Origin of the sequence: Promicromonospora sp. NPDC050262 (assembly GCF_040655935.1) — a bacterium.
Taxonomy (GTDB): domain Bacteria; phylum Actinomycetota; class Actinomycetes; order Actinomycetales; family Cellulomonadaceae; genus Promicromonospora.
The window spans coordinates 644,879-662,019 of record NZ_JBFAKX010000001.1 but is presented as its reverse complement, the minus strand read 5'-3'; the positions used below and the strand labels follow the sequence as shown (position 1 = coordinate 662,019).

Genomic DNA, 17,141 nt, shown 5'->3' with positions numbered 1-17,141 from the left:
CCGCCGCGGCCCCGGCCCGGGCCCGGTCAGCGCGAAATGTCCTGGCGCGCGCCCGACGTCCGCCCGTAGGTTCTGCGAGCCACACCACCAACACGACTGGAGCACTCCCATGTCCTCGAACTTCCCGGTCGCCCTCTCGGGCGCCCGGGCCCGGACCCTCATGTGGGCGCACGAGCACGACGTCGACCACGCGGCGCTGAACCAGCTCCGCAACATCTCCGCCCTGCCCTGGGTCGAGGGCGTCCGCGTGATGCCCGACGTCCACCTCGGCAAGGGCGCGACCGTCGGCTCCGTCATCGCCATGGGCGACGCCGTGTCGCCCAACGCCGTCGGCGTCGACATCGGCTGCGGCATGATCGGCGTCCGCACCTCGCTCACCGCGAGCGACCTGCCCGACGACCTCTCCCGCCTCCGCAAGCGGATCGAGGCCGCCATCCCGGTCGGGTTCCACTCGCACGACGAGCAGGTGGACCTGCGCCGGCTGCGGCCCGTCAAGGGGTCCGGGGGCCAGGAGCGGCTGCGCGGCGAGCAGATGTTCTGGGACCGGTTCGAGACCCTCCACCCCAAGGTCAAGCAGCTCGAGACCCGCGCACGCAAGCAGCTCGGTTCGCTCGGCGGCGGCAACCACTTCGTCGAGGTGTGCCTGGACCAGGACGACCAGGTCTGGCTCCAGCTCCACTCCGGCTCCCGCAACATCGGCAAGGAGCTCGCCGAGCACCACGTCCGCATCGCCAAGGACCTGGAGCACAACAAGGGCATCGTGGACCGCGAGCTCGCCGTGTTCCTCGCCGGCACGCCCCAGATGGACGCGTACCTCAACGACCTCTGGTGGGCGCAGGAGTACGCCGCCCGCTCGCGGGCGGTCATGATGGCGCTCGCGGTCCAGGCGGTCCGGGAGGAGTTCGTGGAGCTGCCCGACGGCGGCCGGGAGCTCACCTTCGACGAGGGCGTGAACGTGCACCACAACTACGTGGCGCGCGAGCAGATCGACGGCGCGGAGCTGATCGTCACCCGCAAGGGCGCGATCCGGGCGGGCCGGGGCGACCTGGGCCTCATCCCCGGGTCGATGGGCACGGGCTCCTACGTGGTGCGCGGCCTCGGCAACCCGGAGTCGTACTGGTCGGCGTCGCACGGCGCGGGCCGGCGGATGTCGCGGACCAAGGCCAAGAAGGAGTTCACGCTGGACGACCTCGCGGCGCAGACCGCGGGCGTCGAGTGCCGCAAGGACCAGGGCGTGCTCGACGAGATCCCCGGTGCCTACAAGGACCTCGACGCCGTGATCGCGGCCCAGTCCGACCTCGTCGAGGTCGTGGCGCGGCTGCGGACGGTGCTCTGCGTCAAGGGCTGAGCTCAGGCTCGGTTCGAGCCGCCGCGGCGGCCACCGCGACCCGGTGCCACGGGGTCGCGGTGGCCGCCTTCTGCGTCTGGGGCCACAGTGGATTCCAGGTCCGGGAGGTGGCCGACGTGGACGAACGTGAACCGCAGCACGACGGTGGCACCGGCGGCCGAGACCTGGAGGCACTACCCGCCCGGCGCCGGCGGACCCTGATCACCCTCGGCCTGCTGCGGGCGTTCGCGACGTCGGCGCTCCTGGTGGCGCTCTACTACGTGCTGCCGCTCGACCGGTTCTCGGTCCCGTCGCTGGCGCTGGTGCTGGCCGTCGGCCTCGCGGCGCTGGGCGCGATGTCGTACTGGGAGATCCGCGCCATCGTCCGGTCCCGGTTCCCGGGCATGCGGGCGGTCCAGGCCCTCGCGACGCTCGTCCCGTTCTTCCTGCTCCTGTTCGCGTCGACCTACTTCACGCTCAGCGACCGCGAGCCGACGACGTTCAGCGAGACCCTCACCCGGACCGACGCCCTGTACTTCACCATGAGCACGTTCGCGACCGTGGGATTCGGCGACATCGTGGCGCAGACGGACCCGGTCCGGCTGCTCGTCTCCGGGCAGATCCTCCTGGACCTGGTCATCCTCGGCCTGGGCATCCGGGTGGTCCTCGGCGCGGTGCAGCGGGGCCGGTCGAGCGGGGTCTGACCGGAACGGGGAACCGGGCGAACTGGAAGCGGGCACCGTGTCTCTGGCACCCTGTGCGCGGTGACCAGCACTCCGGAGGCCCCGGCCGTCTCGGCACGGGTCCGTGGACTCGTGATCGCCGTCTGGGTGGTGCTGCTCGCGCACCTCGCGGCCACGTTCGTGTGGGCGGCGCCGGGCTACCTCGTCGGGCGGCCCGACGGCGGGTCCACCGGCGACGTGGCCTCCGTCCCCTCGACCGGAGTGCACCAGGCCCTGGAGGCCTACATGACGCCGGTCTTCGCGCAGAACTGGTCGGTCTTCGCGCCCACGCCCCTGCACGTCGAGTACTCCCTGCGCGTGCGGGGCGTGTACACGGGCGGGCCCGACGGCGACCTCGTGCCCGGACCCTGGATCGACGCCACGGCCGTCGAGGTCCGCGCGCTGACCGGGCACGCGCTCCCGGCGGCGATCGAGCGTCCGTCCCGCCGTCTGGCGTCCGACCTGCGCGCCGCCTACCTCGCCCTGCCGGGGCGGGGGCGCGAGGTGTTGCTGGTCTCGCCGGTTCAGGAACCCGTCGGGTCGGGCGGCGACGGCGGACCCTGGCCCGACCTCCGCGCCGCGCTGCTCGACGCCGGGGGTGCCCCCGACGCCGTCGACACCTGTCTCGGCCTGGACCGGGCGGCGGCCGCGTATGCGACGCAGGTGCTGCTCGCTTCCGGCGACCTGGCCGAGCCCGAGCCGGGACCAGGCGCACCCGGGAACAGTGCCGCCGGCCTCGGCTACGTGCAGGTGAGCGTGCTGCGCCAGGCCGTCGGGCCGCAGGGGAGCAGCGAGCGCCCCGCGCCGAGCGAGCTCCTGCTCGGCGCCCGCCCGCCCGTCGTCGTGCCCGGACAGGACGACGCGGCGTTCCGCACGGCCTGGGACGCGCTCCGCGAGGCTGCCTCGTGACCGCCCTGGTCGACGCCGGCGTGCGCTGGATGACCGTCCGCGCCCACGCGACGTACGGGGTGGCGCTGATGCGCATCGTGCTCGGTCTGGGCGTCGCCGGGTACGTCGCGGTGAACCTCCCGGCGCGGCAGGTCCTGTGGGGCACCGGCGCCCGCTGGACGATGCCGCTCGGCGGGCACGCCCTGATCAGCGGTCCGCTGCTCACAGCCGGCTGTGCGGCGCTGCTCCTGGTGGCGGCGCTGGTGGCCGTGGGCTGGCGCGCCCGCTGGACGGTGCCGTTGCTGCTGCTCGGCTGGTCGGGCCTCACCGCGATCAACCCCCTGATCGCCGACCAGGGCGACAACATCTCGCGGATCCTGCTGGTCTACCTCTGCTTCGCCGACACGTCGGCGCGCTGGTCCTTGGACGCCCGACGGCGGGGGAGGCGGGCGGACCGCGCACGATCAGCCCCGGTGGCGCGGTCGTCCGCCCTGGAACCGGGCCGGGAGCCGAACCGGACCGAGGGACGCAACCTGCTGCACAACGCCGCCGTGCTGGCCGTGGGCGCGCAGATCTGCCTGGTGTACGTGCTGTCGGGGCTGTTCAAGCTCCAGGGGGAGCAGTGGCGCGACGGCTCCGCGGTGTACTACCCGCTGTCGCTGCCGCAGTTCCGGCCGTGGCCCGAGCTGGCCGACCTGATCGCCGGGAACGGCTGGCTCGTGGCCGCCGTGACGTGGGGGACGCTCGCGCTGCAGCTCACGTTCCCGCTCCTGCTGCTGCAACGCCACCTGCGCGTGGCCGCCGTGGCCGGCGCCCTCCTCATGCACGCGGGCATCGCCGTCGTCATGGGCCTGCCGTTCTTCTCCCTCTTCATGATGGCGGGCGACTGCGTCTTCCTCACGGATGACGCGGTCGCCCGCCGATCAGGTCAGCCCACCTGGTGGAGCCAGCGGACCGGCGCGCCCAGGCCGGCGTAGCGGAACGGCTCGAGCTCGTCGTCCCAGGCGGCGCCCAGGGCGAGGTCGAGGGCGTCCCGCATGGCGCGCGGGTCGGCGAGCTCCAGCGCGGCGCGGACCCGGTCCTCCGGCACCACGACGTTGCCGTGCACGTCGGTCATGGCGTGGAAGATGCCGAGGTCCGGGGTGTGGGACCAACGGGCGCCGTCGGCGCCGTTGCTCGGATCCTCGGTGACCTCGTACCGCAGGTGGGACCACCCGCGCAGGGCGGACGCCAGCTTGGCGCCCGTGCCCTGCGGTCCCTGCCACGAGTACTCGGCGCGGTACAGTCCGCGCCCAGCGGGCTGCGCGGTCCAGTCCATGGAAACGCGCACGCCTAGGACGTTCCCCGCGGCCCACTCGATGTGGGGGCACAGGGCACGAGGTGCAGAATGCACAAAAAGCACACCCCGCGTGATGACACCGGCCATGTCTTCCTCCCTGGGTCGAGGTACGTCTTCCCCTACGTCCTCACCAGGGCGGTGACGCTGTGGTCGGCTGCACAGCGGTGCTTCGGACCACATCCTGCCCGATCCATCGGAGACATGCGAGGCGAAACGACGCGCATGTCGCCGAAAGAATCACTTCGTACGACGAGTTCGTGCGGCACATTCTTGCCTAAAAGGACGTACCGCCACTAGAGCCCAGACGAATCTCCTGATGATTCATCCCACATGCGTGTTTTGTACGAAATGAAGCCGAAGTCCCTCAGAGGCGCGCGCGAAGCTCCCGCATCGCGGCCCGGCGGGTCTCCTTCTGGAGCCGGTCCAGGTAGACCATGCCGTCGAGGTGATCGGTCTCGTGCTGGAGGCAGCGCGCCATGATCCCGGTGCCCTCGACCGTGATCGGCTCGCCGTCCAGGTCGATGCCCTCCACCCGCGCGTAGTTGGCGCGCACGGTGGGGTACCAGAGCCCGGGCACGGACAGGCAGCCCTCGCCGCCGTCCTGCAGCTCCTCGCCCAGCTCGACGATGCGCGGGTTGATCACGTAGCCGATCTCGCCCTCGATGTTCCAGGAGAACGCGCGCAGGGAGACGCCGATCTGGTTGGCGGCCAGCCCGGCCCGCCCCTCGTCGTCCACGGTCTCGACCAGGTCGGCGATCAGCCCGCGTACGCGGTCGTCGATCGTCGTCACGGTGTCGCACGGGGTGCGCAGCACGGGGTCGGGAACCAGTCGGATCTCACGCATTGCCATGCGCACATTCTCCCATGTCAGGACCGAGGGACGCCGTCGGCACAGCCCGGACACGTCGGACGCTCAGGTCACCTCGGTGACCTGAGCGTCCGACACGGGGCCGACGGCGTCGGCTCAGGCGTTCTGGATCACCAGGGCGACGTTGTGCCCGCCGAACCCGAACGAGTTGTTGATCGCGGCGATGTCGCCGCCCGGCAGCTTGGCCGGCTCGTTGCGCACGAGCGGCACCTGCAGCTCGGGGTCGGGGTTCTCCACGTTGATCGTGGGCGGGGCGAGCCGCTCGGCGACCGCCTTGACGGCGAACACGGACTCGATGGCGCCGGCGCCACCCAGCAGGTGTCCGGTCATCGACTTCGTGGCCGAGAGCTGCACGTGGTCGGCGTCCGACCCGAAGAGCTTGCGGATCGAGGCCGTCTCGGTGAGGTCGCCCACCTTGGTGGAGGTGGCGTGCGCGTTGACGTGCACGACGTCGGAGGTCGTCACCCCGGCGTCCTCCATGGCGAAGCGCATGGCGGTCACCTGGCCCGTGCCCTCGGGGTCGGGGGAGGTGATGTGATACGCGTCGGACGAGAGGCCCACGCCGCCGATCTTGGCGTAGACGCGGGCGCCGCGGGCGGCGGCGTGCTCCGCGCTCTCCAGCACCAGCACGGCCGCGCCCTCGCCGAGCACGAAGCCGTCGCGGTCGATGTCGTAGGGGCGGGAGGCGTGCTCCGGGTCGTCGTTGCGCAGCGAGAGCGTGCGGGACGCCGCGAACGCGCCGAGCGGCATCGGGTGGATCGACGCCTCGGTACCGCCGGCGACGACGACGTCGGCGCGGCCGGACCGGATCATCTCCACCGCGTAGCCCACGGCCTCCGCGCCGGAGGCGCAGGCCGAGACGAGCGCGTGCGTGCCGGCGCGGGCGCCGAGCTCGAGCGACACGTAGGCCGACGGGGAGTTCGGCATGAGCATGGGGACGGTCATGGGCAGCATGCGCCGGGCGCCGCGCTCACGCAGCGTGTCCCAGCCGTCCAGGATGGTCTGGATGCCGCCGATGCCGGAGGAGACCACGGCGCCGAGCCGCTCGCCCGGGACCTCGGGGCTGCCCGCGTCGGCCCAGGCCTCGCGGGTCGCGACGATCGCGTACTGCGCGGACGGGTCCATGCGCTTGGTCTCGGGGCGGGACAGGACCTCGGCCGGGTCCACCTTGATGGTGGCGGCGAAGGTCACGGGGATCCCGTACTTCTCGGCCCAGTCGTTCTCCAGGGTGCGCGCACCGGACACGCCGGCGAGCGCGGCCTCCCACGTGGAGGCCACGTCACCGCCGAGCGGGGTGGTGGCGCCGAGGCCAGTGACGACGACTTCGCGTGCGGAGGTCATGATGATGCTCCCGAGAATGGTGGGACGAAGGGGGCAGGTGCTCAAGATGCTGCCTGTGGGCAGCGGGTGCCCGACGGCGGCGCGGGCCGGTGGATCTCAGCCGGCCGCGCGGCCGCCGTCGGGGGGCGGCTCAGTCCTGGGCGCCCTTGATGAAGCTCACGGCGTCGCCGACGGTCGCGAGGTTCTTGACCTCCTCGTCCGGGATGCGAACCCCGAACTTGTCCTCGGCGTGCGTGACGATGGTCATCATCGACAGGGAGTCGATGTCGAGGTCGTCCGTGAAGGACTTCTCGAGCAGGACGTCGGCCGTGTCGAGGCCCGTCTCCTCGGCGACGATCTCGGCGAGGCCCTCGAGGATCTCCTGGTCCGTGTTGGCCATGGGACTTCCTATCTTTCGTTAACGGTCACCGGCGCCGTCGGGCACCGGAGTCTTGCTGGTCAGATCTTGGCGCATCCTGCGACCGGAATGCACAACGGGCCGTCCTGCGACCCGGCCGCACCCTGGCTACGGCAGCACCACGACCTGTGCGGCGTAGACCAGGCCTGCGCCGAACCCGATCTGGAGGGCGAGGTCGCCGGACTTGGCCTGTCCCTCGGACAGGAGCCGCTCGGCGGCCAGCGGGATCGACGCCGCGGACGTGTTGCCGGTCTCGGCGATGTCCCGCGCGATCACCACGCTGTCGGGCAGGCCGAGCTGCTTCTTCATCTGGTCGATGATCCGCATGTTGGCCTGGTGCGGGATGAAGACCTTGATGTCCTCGGCCGTCACGCCCGCCTCGGCCATCGCCTTCTCGGCGATGGGCGCCATCTGGAAGCTCGCCCACTTGAACACCGTGGGGCCGTCCTGGCGCAGCGTGGGCCAGCCCAGCTCGGGGTTCTCGCGCAGCTCGGTCCAGGAGTGCGTCTGCCGGATCGCGGTGGCCTTGGAGCCGTCCGAGCCCCAGACCGTCGGGCCGATGCCCGGCGAGTCCGACGGGCCGACGATCGCGGCGCCCGCGCCGTCGCCCAGCAGGAAGGAGATGGAGCGGTCGGTCGGGTCGATGATCTCGCTGAGCTTCTCGGCGCCGATCACCAGCACGTGCCGGGCCAGGCCGGCCCGGACCAGGGCGTCCGCCTGGCCGATGCCGTACGCGTAGCCGGCGCAGGCCGCCGACACGTCGTAGGCGGCCGCGGGCGTCGCGCCGATGCGGTCGGCCAGGATCGCGGCCGCCGACGGCGTCATGTGCATGTGCGTGATCGTCGAGAGGATGATCGCGTCGATGTCGGCGCCGACGAGGCCCGCGGCCTCCAGCGCCTTCTTCGAGGCCGCCTCGGCCAGGTCGAGCACGTCCTTGTCGGCGCCCGCGCGACGGCGCGTGACGATGCCGGTGCGCTGGCGGATCCACTCGTCCGAGGAGTCGATGGGGCCCGCGATGTCGTCGTTCGTCACGACGAGCTCGCCACGCTCCGCGCCGATCGCGAGGATCTTCGAGAACTGCGTGGGCTGGGCCTGCTGCAGGGTGGTCACTGGGCTGCTCCGGTCGCGCTCGTGCCGCTGGAAAGGGCGTTGCTGTGTGCCGCGATCAGCTCGCGGGCCGCGTCGAGGTCGGCGGGCGACTTGACGGCCACCGTCTCGACACCCTTCAGGCCGCGCTTGGCCAGGCCCGTCAGGACGCCGCCGGGGGCGAGCTCCAGCAGGCCCGTGACACCGCGCTCGGCGAGGTTCGTCATGATCAGGTCCCAGCGCACCGGGGCCGTGACCTGGCCCGCGATGTTGCGCAGCACGTCGGCGCCGGTCCCGTGACCGTGGGCGCCGCCGGTGTAGGCGGTCCCGTCCAGGTCGGCGAGGAAGGGCAGCGTCGGGTCGGCCGCGTCCCAGCCGAGGGCGACGGGCTCGAACTCCGCGCGCGCCGCGTCCATGAACGGCGTGTGGAACGCGCCCGCCACCTGCAGCGGGATCACGCGGGCGCGGGTCGACGGGTTCTCCGCGAGCTTGGCGAGGTTCTCCAGCGCGCCGGCCGCGACGGTCTGGCCGGCGCCGTTCACGTTGGCGGGCCACAGGCCCGCGGCCTCGATCGCGGCGAGCACCTCGTCCGGGTCGCCGCCCACGACGGCGCTCATGCCGGACGGCGCCGCTGCCGCGGCCGTGGCCATGGCGCGGGCGCGGCGTGCGACCAGGCCGGCCGCGCCGTCGTCGGACAGGGCGCCCGCCACCGCCGCGGCCGACAGCTCGCCGACCGAGTGGCCGGCGGTGACGTCCACGACGTCCGCGGCGGCACGGCCGTCGAGCAGGGCCCGCAGGGCGAGCAGGGAGGTGGTCACGATCAGCGGCTGGGCCACGGCGGTGTCGCGGATCGTGTCCGCGTCCGACGTCGTGCCGTGGGCCACGAGGTCCAGGCCGGCGGCCTCGGAGGCCGCGGCGAGGCGTTGGTCGGTTCCGGGCAGCTCGAGCCAGTCGCTGAGCATCCCGGGGGTCTGAGAGCCCTGTCCAGGGCAGACGACGGCGAGCACGCGTCCACTCTGCCAACCCGAGCCGCTCCCGGGACGTCGCGACCTGTACCAACCTGGTCGGGGGCCCTTGTCGGGAACCTACAAGGCATTCACCCTGGCCAGCAGTTAGTGGCCCAGGTCTCCCGCCGGCTCAGCCCCGGCCGAGCTGGCCCAGCGCCAGCGCCACCTGCAGCACGAACGACTCGCGGGCGTCGAGCGGGTCCCAGCCCGTGATCTCGGAGACCTTGCGCAGGCGGTAGCGCACCGTGTTGGGGTGAACGTACAGATGACGGGCGGCGGCCTCCAGGGACCGGCCCGTGCCGAGGTAGGCCGAGAGGGTCTCCAGCACGGCGCCGCCGGCGTCCTGCAGCGGGGTGAACGCCTGGGCGATGAGCGTGGCACGGGCGGTGTAGTCGCCGGTCAGCACACGCTCGGGCAGCAGGTCGTCCGCCATGACCGGGCGGGGCGCCTGGGGCCACGCCGGCGCGGCCGTGAGGCCGGCGAGCGCGGAGCGGGCCGATCGCGGGGCGTCGGTCAGGCTGGGCACCTGGGTACCGATCACCACGGGCCCCGTGCCGAACCGGGACATCAGCGCCGTCGCGGCGGCCACCAGGTCGCCCTCGCCGCCGAGCACGAGCACGAGCCGGTCGCCGTGGATGCCGACGAGGGCGTCGCCCGCGGCGCGGCGGGCCACCCGGCGGATCTCGGCGGTGCGGATCTCGTCGAGCTCCTCGGTCGCGAGCCCCACGACCACGAGCGCGTTGCCCCGGCCGCTCCAGCCGAGGGCCGAGATGCGGGAGCGCAGCGAGTCGTCGCCGTCGCCGCGCACCAGGGCGTCGACCACGAGCGCCTCCAGGCGGGCGTCCCAGGCGCCGCGCCACTCGGCGGCGCGGGCGTAGACCTCGGCGGCGGAGAACGCGACCTCGCGGGAGTAGCGCAGCACGGCCTCGCGCAGGTCGCGCTCGCCGCCGGGAGCGGCGATCCGGTCGGAGTGCGTCTCGACGACGTCGACCACCACGCGCACGAGCTGCAGCGTGTGCTGCAGGGAGATGGAGCGGGTCAGCTCGGTGGGCGCCGCGGCGAAGATCTCGCTGACGCCGTGCGGCGGCCGGTTGGGGTCCGTGAACCAGGACGTGAACGCGTTGATGCCGGCCTGGGCCACGAGGCCCACGTACGAGCGGTCCTCCGCGGGCAGCTCGCGGTACCAGCTGAGGTCCTCGTCGAGCCGGCGCATCGCCGCGGCCGTGAGCACGCCGCTGGCCTCGCGGACGCGCTGGAGGTTCATCGGGAAGCCGGCGGGGTCCAGACCGGCGTCGGGCTCCGGGGTGCCCTCGGGACCGGCCCCGGGTGCCTGACCAGTGTCCTGGTCCGCGCTGCGGTCGGTCGCTTGCCCGGCCTCCCGGTCGGTCTTCTGGGCGCTGCCTCGAGCGGCCCGTCGCGTAGCTGGCACCCCGGCAGCATACGAGCCCGAGTTGTGGGGAGTCCACAAACGGACTTTCGCGACAGTGCTATTCCAGTGAGTGCGGGTGAGAAACTGTAGGGTCGAGGCATGGCCCTGATGCACCGGCTCCGTCGCCTCATCCGTCGGCCCTTGTCTGCGTCCACGGTCGGGGCTCGCCGGCCGTCACCATCGGCACCCCGACGTGGGGACGTGGGGCACGAGGACGCGCTACGAGCGCAGCTGACCGACGATCCCAACAACGAGGAGGCGTTCGCCGCCCTGGCGGAGATCGTCCGCCGGCGGGCCGCCGAGGACCCGACGCTGGAGGACCCGCTGCGGGACTCCGACGAGATCCCGGAGTCGAAGCAGCGCGAGGCCGATCTCGCGGTCTGGTCCCTCGCGGAGGAGCTGGCCGGGCACCCGCGGGGCTGGTACCCGCTGATCGAGCTGGGCCGGCTGTCGCTGGCCGACGACCCGGAGGGCGCCGTCCGCCGGTTCATCACCGCCGCCGAGCGGGACCCGGACGGCAACGCCCTGGCCGAGGGCCTGGCGATCCTGCGCGACAACGGGATGCCGGTCGAGGCCCTGGGCCTGGGTGTGGGGCACTGGCGGGTGCGGGAGCACTCGCCCGTCGTCGGCAAGCACCTCGTGCTCGCGGCGCTGGAGGCCGACCGGGTGTTCGAGGCGAAGCAGCACCTGCGCGCCCTGGACCTGCACCCGGACACCAAGGCGGTCAAGCCGCTGCAGGAGGAGCTGGCGAAGGCGATCGCGGAGGCCGAGCGGCGGAAGCCGGCCTGACCGCTCGGAACGCGCTCGGAACGCGCTCGGAACACGCGCGGGACACAGAGAGAGCTGCGGCGCACCGGTGGACCGGTGCGCCGCAGCTCTTCTGCTACCCGAGGGTCAGCTGTCGCCGCCCGCGTTGCCGGACGTGCCGGCGGTGACGTCGAGCAGGCTGTACTTCTCGACGGCCTTGCTCACGACGTCGGCGGGGACCTCGCCACGGCGGGCGAGGACCTGCAGCGTACGGACCACCATCGACGGGCCGTCGATGAGGAAGTAGCGCCGTGCGGCCGCGCGGGTGTCGGAGAAGCCGAAGCCGTCCGCACCGAGCACCGCGTAGTCGCCGGGCACCCACGCGCGGATCTGGTCGGGGACCAGGTGGTCGTAGTCGCTGGTGGCGACGAACGGCCCTTGGGCGCCGGACAGCTTCTCCGTGACGTACGGGGTGCGCAGCGGCGCCGACGGGTCGACGAGGGCGTCGTGCTCCGCCGCGAGGGCGTCGCGACGCAGCTCGTTCCAGCTCGTCACCGACCAGACGTCGGCCGAGACGCCCCAGTCCTCCTTGAGGAGTTGCTGCGCCTCCAGGGCCCACGGCACACCCACGCCGGAGGCGAGGAGCTGGGCCTTGGGACCCTCGGCGTCGGACACCGAGATGCGGTGGATGCCGCGCTTGATGCCCTCGACGTCGACGTCCTCCGGCTCGGCCGGCTGGACCATCGGCTCGTTGTACACCGTGAGGTAGTACATGACGTCCTGCGCGCGCCCGTCGGGCGTGTGGCCGTTCTCGCCCGGGCCGTACATGCGCTCGATGCCGTCGCGCACGATGTGCCGGATCTCGTACCCGTAGGCCGGGTCGTACTGCACGATCGCGGTGTTGGTGCCGGCGATGAGCGGGCTGTGGCCGTCGGCGTGCTGCAGGCCCTCGCCGGTCAGCGTGGTGCGGCCCGCGGTGGCGCCGATGATGAAGCCGCGCGTGAGCTGGTCGCCGGCCGCCCAGAACTGGTCGCCCGTGCGCTGGAACCCGAACATCGAGTAGAAGATGTAGACCGGGATCATCGGCTCGCCGTGCGTGGCGTACGACGTGCCGACCGACTGGAACGCGGCCGCGGAACCGGCCTCGTTGATGCCGGTGTGCATGATCTGGCCGGACTCGGACTCCTTGTAGCTCAGCATGAGCTCGCGGTCCACGGCGAGGTAGTTCTGGCCGAGCGTGTTGAAGATCTTGGCGCTCGGGAAGATCGAGTCCAGACCGAACGTGCGGGCCTCGTCCGGGATGATCGGCACGATGCGGTTGCCGAAGTCCTTGGCCTTGAAGAGGTCCTTGAGCAGCCGGACGAACGACATGGTCGTGGCGACCTGCTGCGTGCCGGAGCCCTTCTTCAGCAGCTCGTAGGACTTGTCCTCCGGCAGCGTCAGGGTGGTCTTCGCCGTCGTGCGGCGCTCCGGCACGAAGCCACCGAGCTGACGGCGGCGCTCCAGCATGTACTGGATCTCCGGTGCGTCGGGGCCCGGGTGGTAGTACGGCGGCAGGTACGGGTCGGCCTCGAGCTCGGCGTCCGAGATCGGGATGCGCAGGGAGTCGCGCAGCGTCTTGAGGTCGTCGCCCTTGAGCTTCTTCATCTGGTGCGTCGCGTTGCGGCCGGCGAAGCCGGCGCCCAGGCCGTAGCCCTTGACGGTGTGCGCCAGGATGATGGTCGGCTGGCCCGTGTGCGCGCGCGCCGCGGAGTAGGCCGCGTACAGCTTGCGGTAGTCGTGGCCACCGCGCTTCATGTTCCAGATGTCCTCGTCCGTCATGTTCTCGACGAGGGCCTTGGTGCGCGGGTCGCGCCCGAAGAAGTGCTCGCGGATGAACGCGCCGGACTCCGCGCGGTACGTCTGGTAGTCACCGTCGGGGGTGACGTTCATCAGGTTGACCAGCGCGCGGTCCTTGTCGGCGTTGAGCAGGGCGTCCCACTCGCGGCCCCACACGACCTTGATGACGTTCCAGCCGGCGCCCTTGAACTGGGCCTCCAGCTCCTGGACGATCTTGCCGTTGCCGCGCACCGGGCCGTCGAGGCGCTGCAGGTTGCAGTTGACGACGAAGGTCAGGTTGTCCAGCTGCTGCTGCGCGGCGTGCTGGATCATGCCGCGGCTCTCCGGCTCGTCCATCTCGCCGTCGCCCAGGAACGCCCAGACGTCCTGCTGGCTGGTGTCCTTGATCCCGCGGTTGTGCAGGTACTTGTTGGTCCAGGCCTGGTAGACCGCCGACGCCGGGCCGAGGCCCATGCTGACGGTCGGGAACTCCCAGAAGTCCTGCATGAGGCGCGGGTGCGGGTACGACGGCAGACCGCCGCCCGCGTGCGACTTCTCCTGGCGGAAACCGTCGAGCTGCTCCGCCGTCAGGCGGCCCTCGAGGTAGCCACGGGCGTAGACGCCGGGGGAGGCGTGGCCCTGGAAGTAGATCTGGTCGCCGCCGCCCGGGTGGTCCTTGCCACGGAAGAAGTGGTTCAGGCCCACCTCGTAGAGCGTCGCGACGGAGGCGTACGAGGAGATGTGGCCGCCGACGCCGAGGCCCTCGCGCTGGGCGCGCGTCACCATGACCGCCGCGTTCCAGCGGATCCACGAGCGGTAGCGACGCTCCATGGCCTCGTCGCCCGGGAAGTACGGCTCCTCGTGGACACCGATGGTGTTCACATAGGGCGTCGCCATCGACGCGGGGATGCTCACGTTCCGCTCCCGCGCGCGGCGCAGCAGGTTGAGCATGACGTATCTGGCGCGGGGTCCGCCCTTGTCGTCGATCAGCCCGTCGAAGGACTCGACCCATTCCTCGGTCTCGGCCGGGTCGATGTCAGGTACGGCGCTGAGCAGACCGTTGATCAGCGGTCCGGTCTCGTCAAACGAAGCCACCAGCAACCTCTCTCGGTGTCGCGCGGCGCGGTCGCGGTTCGCGCTCCCCGCCGCCTCGTCAGGACCCGTCGCGTCGGCAGCGTCGCCACAGCTGGGGTTGCGGCTGTGCACGCCCACGCACAGGTGGTCTATCTATTCTGTCCCCTCACAGCCTCCGTCCACACCATAGGGCGGTCAAGAGCGCGTGATCTGCGTTACGTCTGTGGCGGTTCGCACCAGTATTGATACCCGGTATCGCAATATTGAGACTGAGTGCATGACCAGGGCGTTGCCGAGGTCGGATCGAATCATCAAAAAGGCACCACACGTCCTGGTTGCGAGGCATGGCCGGGGTGCGTGCACTACCTTTGGCGACGGAGGGCCCGACGGCGGGCCGACAGAAGATGGACGCGACCCGGCAACCAGTGCCGGACAGAGAGAGGAACGATCAACCAAGTGAGCACGGACACCCAGGGCGCGGGGCGCCTCGGCTTCGAGGCCGGCCAGGTCGTGCAGGAGTTCGGCTGGGGAGACGACGTCGACGAAGCGCTCCGCGCCGAGATCGAGAAGATCATCGGCAGCGAGCTGGAGGACGAGGACTTCGGTGACGTCACCGACGGCGTCATCCTCTGGTGGCGCGACGACGACGGCGACCTCACCGATGCACTGGTCGACGTGCAGACCGTCCTCGACGACGGCGGCCTGATCTGGATCTTCACGCCCAAGCCCGGGCGCGACGGCGAGGTGGGCCACGGTGACATCCAGGAGGCGGCCACCACCGCTGGCCTGCAGACCACGAGCACCTTCGCCATCGCGGAGGACTGGTCGGCCACGAAGCTCGGCTACCGGGGCCGGGGCAAGTAGCCGGTCATGACCGAGCTCTCCGGCGCGCCCGCTGCGACGGTGGCGCTGAAGCCGGGTGACCCCGCACCCGACTTCACGCTCCCCGACACCCACGGCACCCCGACCACGCTGTCCGACCTGCGTGGCACGCCGGTGCTGGTGGTCTTCGTGCCGTTCGCCTTCTCCGGCACCTGCACCGGCGAGCTGTGCGAGCTGCGCGACAACATCGAGGACTTCGAGACCGCCGGCGTGCGGCTGTTCGTGATCTCGACCGACGCGGTGTTCACGCTCAAGGCGTGGCAGGCCGCGGAGGGCTACCAGTTCGACCTCCTCTCGGACTTCTGGCCGCACGGCGATGTCGCGCGCGCCTACGGCGTGTTCGACGAGGGTTCGGGCATCGCGCTGCGCGGGTCGTTCCTGATCGATGCCGACGGGATCGTCCGGTGGACCGTGGTCAACCCGCGCGGACAGGCGCGTGACCTGGAGGACTACCGCCGGGCGGTCGAGGAGATCTGACCCCTCCCCGGCCGGTAAATCTGACCAGGTCCGGGGCGCGGGGCAGGTATTGTTGTCCGCTGCTGGTCTTGTGCTGCCGAGGCAGTGCTGCCGGGGCTCGTAGCTCAGTTGGTTAGAGCGCCACGTTTACACCGTGGATGTCGGGGGTTCGAATCCCTCCGGGCCCACCTACCGCTCCTTCTTGGGGCGTGACCTGCGGCGACACCGCCGTCGTCCAGCCGCTCGTTCAGACGGCGAACAGCAGGGCCGCGCTGATCAGGACGACGACGGCCGTGGCGAAGTGGATCCCGAACGCCACCGCCTTGCGCCCGCCGTGCCGCAGGATGATCACGGTGTCCCCGAGCGGCGCCACCGCGACGGCGAGCATGAACCAGCCCGCGGCGTGCGCCCCGGCGAACGCGAGCAGCGTCAGCCCCACGATCCCGAACGTGGCGTCCCGCAGGCCCTTGATCTCGAGGTAGGCCCGGTCCTGCATGGCCGGGACGCCGTAGCCGGCCGCGGCGGCAAAGGGGCTGAGCAGGAACCGCGCCCCGATGAAGAGGATGAACAGGTTGAGGACCACGGCCAGGGCGTATGCGACGACGGTCATGTCAGGTCTCCTTGCTAGCGCTGATAGCTGATATAGCAACGCTAGCAGAGCGGGGACAGATTTCCTAGCAGTGCTAGAATCGGCGCATGGCAACAGGGACGCGCCGCGAGCGCGAGCGGGCTCAGCGCGAGGAACTGATCGTCCGGGCCGCGCGTGAGCTGGCCGAGGCGGAGGGCTGGGAAGCGGTCACGACCCGCCGGCTCGCCGCCGAGATCGAGTACAGCCAGCCCGTCCTGTACAGCCACTTCAAGGGCAAGGACGCCATCATGACGGCGGTGGCCGCCGAGGGTTTCGGCGAGCTGGCGAACGAGATGCGCACCGCGCGCACCGCCGCCACCGGCGCGTCCGAGGCCCTGGCCGCGGTCGCGGCGGCCTACACGGACTTCGCCCGGAAGCGCCCGGCGCTCTACGACGCGATGTTCACCCACACCGTCGAGGTGCAGTTCGCCAGCGAGGACGGCCCGGCCTACCTCCGCGAGGGGTTCGGCGAGCTGCTCGCGGCGGTCGAGCCGCTGGCCGGCGATGACGATCCCGGCGTCCTCACCGAGACCTTCTGGGCGAGCCTGCATGGCCTGGCGATGCTCGAGCGCAGCGGGCGGCTTCCGGCGGCCTGGCACGACCAGCGGCTGGGGCTGCTGATCGGGCGGTTCGCGGTGGGGAAGGGCTGACCCGCAACCGAGGGCGAGATCGGAGCTCGAACGTGGCGGGCTGTGGCGCGCCGTCGCAGTGAGGTCAGCTCGCCGTGCGTGCGGCGGCCGCTCGTGCGGCTTCAGCGGCTTCGTGGAAGTCGGCGACGGCTTCGCCGTGATCCTTGGCCCAGTCTGTCAGGACCTCGATGGGCTCTATCAGAGTTCGGCCGAGCGTGGTCAGGCTGTATGCGACCTGCCGCCGCGTCGGGGCATGCCGTTCCACCAAGCCGTAGTCCTGCAGGCGGCGGAGCGTCTGGGTGAGGACCTTGCGCGAGATGCCGCCGATGAGGTCGATGAGCTCGCCGTGCCGCCGGGAGGGGCCGCTCAGTGCGTACAGCACCAGCACGGCCCACTTGTCGGAGATGATCTCGACCGCCAGGCGCGTCGGGCAGTCGGCGAGGAATACGGATCCTCCGGAACCCTGCATGACGTCACAAGGTACCAGTCGGTAACTCAACGAT

At 71.5% G+C, this 17,141-nt stretch carries 18 protein-coding genes and 1 tRNA gene; 9 read left to right on the top strand and 10 right to left on the bottom strand.

Annotated features, from left to right (window positions below; genetic code table 11):
* Positions 1–160: 160 nt before the first annotated feature.
* The 4 genes from AB0I29_RS02890 (at position 161) to AB0I29_RS02875 (ending at position 3,914) form a co-directional block, all read left to right on the top strand.
* On the top strand, positions 161–1,348 hold the full coding sequence (locus tag AB0I29_RS02890; protein WP_357478125.1) for an RtcB family protein: 1,188 nt from the start codon (positions 161–163) through the stop codon (positions 1,346–1,348).
* A 116-nt stretch (positions 1,349–1,464) separates the two neighbouring features.
* Positions 1,465–2,031, top strand: coding sequence for a potassium channel family protein (locus tag AB0I29_RS02885; protein ID WP_357477812.1), 567 nt, complete (start codon positions 1,465–1,467; stop codon positions 2,029–2,031).
* A gap of 60 nt (positions 2,032–2,091) precedes the next feature.
* Positions 2,092–2,958, top strand: coding sequence for a DUF5819 family protein (locus AB0I29_RS02880; protein WP_357477809.1), 867 nt, complete (start codon positions 2,092–2,094; stop codon positions 2,956–2,958).
* Positions 2,955–3,914, top strand: coding sequence for an HTTM domain-containing protein (locus AB0I29_RS02875; protein WP_357477806.1), 960 nt, complete (start codon positions 2,955–2,957; stop codon positions 3,912–3,914). The genes AB0I29_RS02880 and AB0I29_RS02875 overlap by 4 nt, the downstream gene beginning before the upstream one ends.
* Here the strand turns inward: AB0I29_RS02875 and AB0I29_RS02870 are convergent.
* The 7 genes from AB0I29_RS02870 to AB0I29_RS02840 all read right to left on the bottom strand — a co-directional run bounded on the left by AB0I29_RS02870 (position 3,866) and on the right by AB0I29_RS02840 (position 10,239).
* Entirely contained in the window at positions 3,866–4,363 is a 498-nt protein-coding gene (locus AB0I29_RS02870; RefSeq protein ID WP_285103962.1) for a DUF3145 domain-containing protein, read from the bottom strand. The genes AB0I29_RS02875 and AB0I29_RS02870 overlap by 49 nt on opposite strands.
* 277 nt (positions 4,364–4,640) lie before the next feature.
* A complete protein-coding gene (def, locus tag AB0I29_RS02865) occupies positions 4,641–5,126 on the bottom strand; it encodes a peptide deformylase (protein WP_285103964.1) in 486 nt (161 codons plus the stop codon).
* Between the two features lie 114 nt (positions 5,127–5,240).
* Positions 5,241–6,485 (bottom strand): beta-ketoacyl-ACP synthase II, encoded by a 1,245-nt coding sequence (gene fabF, locus AB0I29_RS02860; RefSeq protein WP_357477801.1) that lies wholly within the window; start codon positions 6,483–6,485, stop codon positions 5,241–5,243.
* Between the two features lie 130 nt (positions 6,486–6,615).
* A complete protein-coding gene (locus AB0I29_RS02855) occupies positions 6,616–6,864 on the bottom strand; it encodes an acyl carrier protein (protein ID WP_020014121.1) in 249 nt (82 codons plus the stop codon).
* 126 nt (positions 6,865–6,990) lie between these two features.
* Complete coding sequence (locus AB0I29_RS02850; protein WP_357477798.1) at positions 6,991–7,992, bottom strand: beta-ketoacyl-ACP synthase III; 1,002 nt, start codon at positions 7,990–7,992, stop codon at positions 6,991–6,993.
* Positions 7,989–8,975 carry an ACP S-malonyltransferase gene (locus AB0I29_RS02845; protein ID WP_357477795.1) on the bottom strand — a complete coding sequence of 329 codons (987 nt, stop codon included), beginning with the start codon at positions 8,973–8,975 and terminating at the stop codon, positions 7,989–7,991. Before AB0I29_RS02845 ends, AB0I29_RS02850 begins: the two co-directional genes overlap by 4 nt.
* Before the next feature lie 130 nt (positions 8,976–9,105).
* Entirely contained in the window at positions 9,106–10,239 is a 1,134-nt protein-coding gene (locus tag AB0I29_RS02840) for a PucR family transcriptional regulator (protein WP_285104393.1), read from the bottom strand.
* A gap of 366 nt (positions 10,240–10,605) precedes the next feature.
* Here AB0I29_RS02840 and AB0I29_RS02835 point away from each other — a divergent pair, with 366 nt between their 5' ends.
* The gene (locus AB0I29_RS02835; RefSeq protein ID WP_285103972.1) at positions 10,606–11,193 is read left to right on the top strand and encodes a hypothetical protein; all 588 of its coding nucleotides are present in this window, start codon (positions 10,606–10,608) and stop codon (positions 11,191–11,193) included.
* Positions 11,194–11,298: 105 nt separating this feature from the next.
* Here the strand turns inward: AB0I29_RS02835 and aceE are convergent, their stop codons facing one another.
* Entirely contained in the window at positions 11,299–14,064 is a 2,766-nt protein-coding gene (aceE, locus tag AB0I29_RS02830; RefSeq protein ID WP_285103973.1) for a pyruvate dehydrogenase (acetyl-transferring), homodimeric type, read from the bottom strand.
* Between the two features lie 435 nt (positions 14,065–14,499).
* Between aceE and AB0I29_RS02825 the strand changes: the two genes are divergently transcribed.
* From AB0I29_RS02825 to AB0I29_RS02815, 3 genes are all read left to right on the top strand, one after another.
* Positions 14,500–14,907, top strand: coding sequence for a DUF3052 domain-containing protein (locus AB0I29_RS02825; RefSeq protein ID WP_285103975.1), 408 nt, complete (start codon positions 14,500–14,502; stop codon positions 14,905–14,907).
* A gap of 6 nt (positions 14,908–14,913) precedes the next feature.
* On the top strand, positions 14,914–15,402 hold the full coding sequence (locus tag AB0I29_RS02820) for a peroxiredoxin (RefSeq protein ID WP_357477790.1): 489 nt from the start codon (positions 14,914–14,916) through the stop codon (positions 15,400–15,402).
* A gap of 93 nt (positions 15,403–15,495) precedes the next feature.
* A tRNA-Val gene (locus tag AB0I29_RS02815) sits at positions 15,496–15,569 on the top strand.
* Between the two features lie 59 nt (positions 15,570–15,628).
* On the opposite strand, the gene AB0I29_RS02810 is transcribed toward AB0I29_RS02815, so the two are convergent.
* A complete protein-coding gene (locus AB0I29_RS02810; protein WP_357477788.1) occupies positions 15,629–15,991 on the bottom strand; it encodes a DUF4267 domain-containing protein in 363 nt (120 codons plus the stop codon).
* A gap of 86 nt (positions 15,992–16,077) precedes the next feature.
* Here AB0I29_RS02810 and AB0I29_RS02805 point away from each other — a divergent pair, with 86 nt between their 5' ends.
* A complete protein-coding gene (locus AB0I29_RS02805; protein ID WP_357477785.1) occupies positions 16,078–16,659 on the top strand; it encodes a TetR/AcrR family transcriptional regulator in 582 nt (193 codons plus the stop codon).
* A gap of 64 nt (positions 16,660–16,723) precedes the next feature.
* Here AB0I29_RS02805 and AB0I29_RS02800 read toward each other — a convergent pair whose 3' ends face one another.
* A complete protein-coding gene (locus AB0I29_RS02800) occupies positions 16,724–17,107 on the bottom strand; it encodes a helix-turn-helix domain-containing protein (RefSeq protein WP_357477782.1) in 384 nt (127 codons plus the stop codon).
* Between the last annotated feature and the right edge of the window lie 34 nt (positions 17,108–17,141).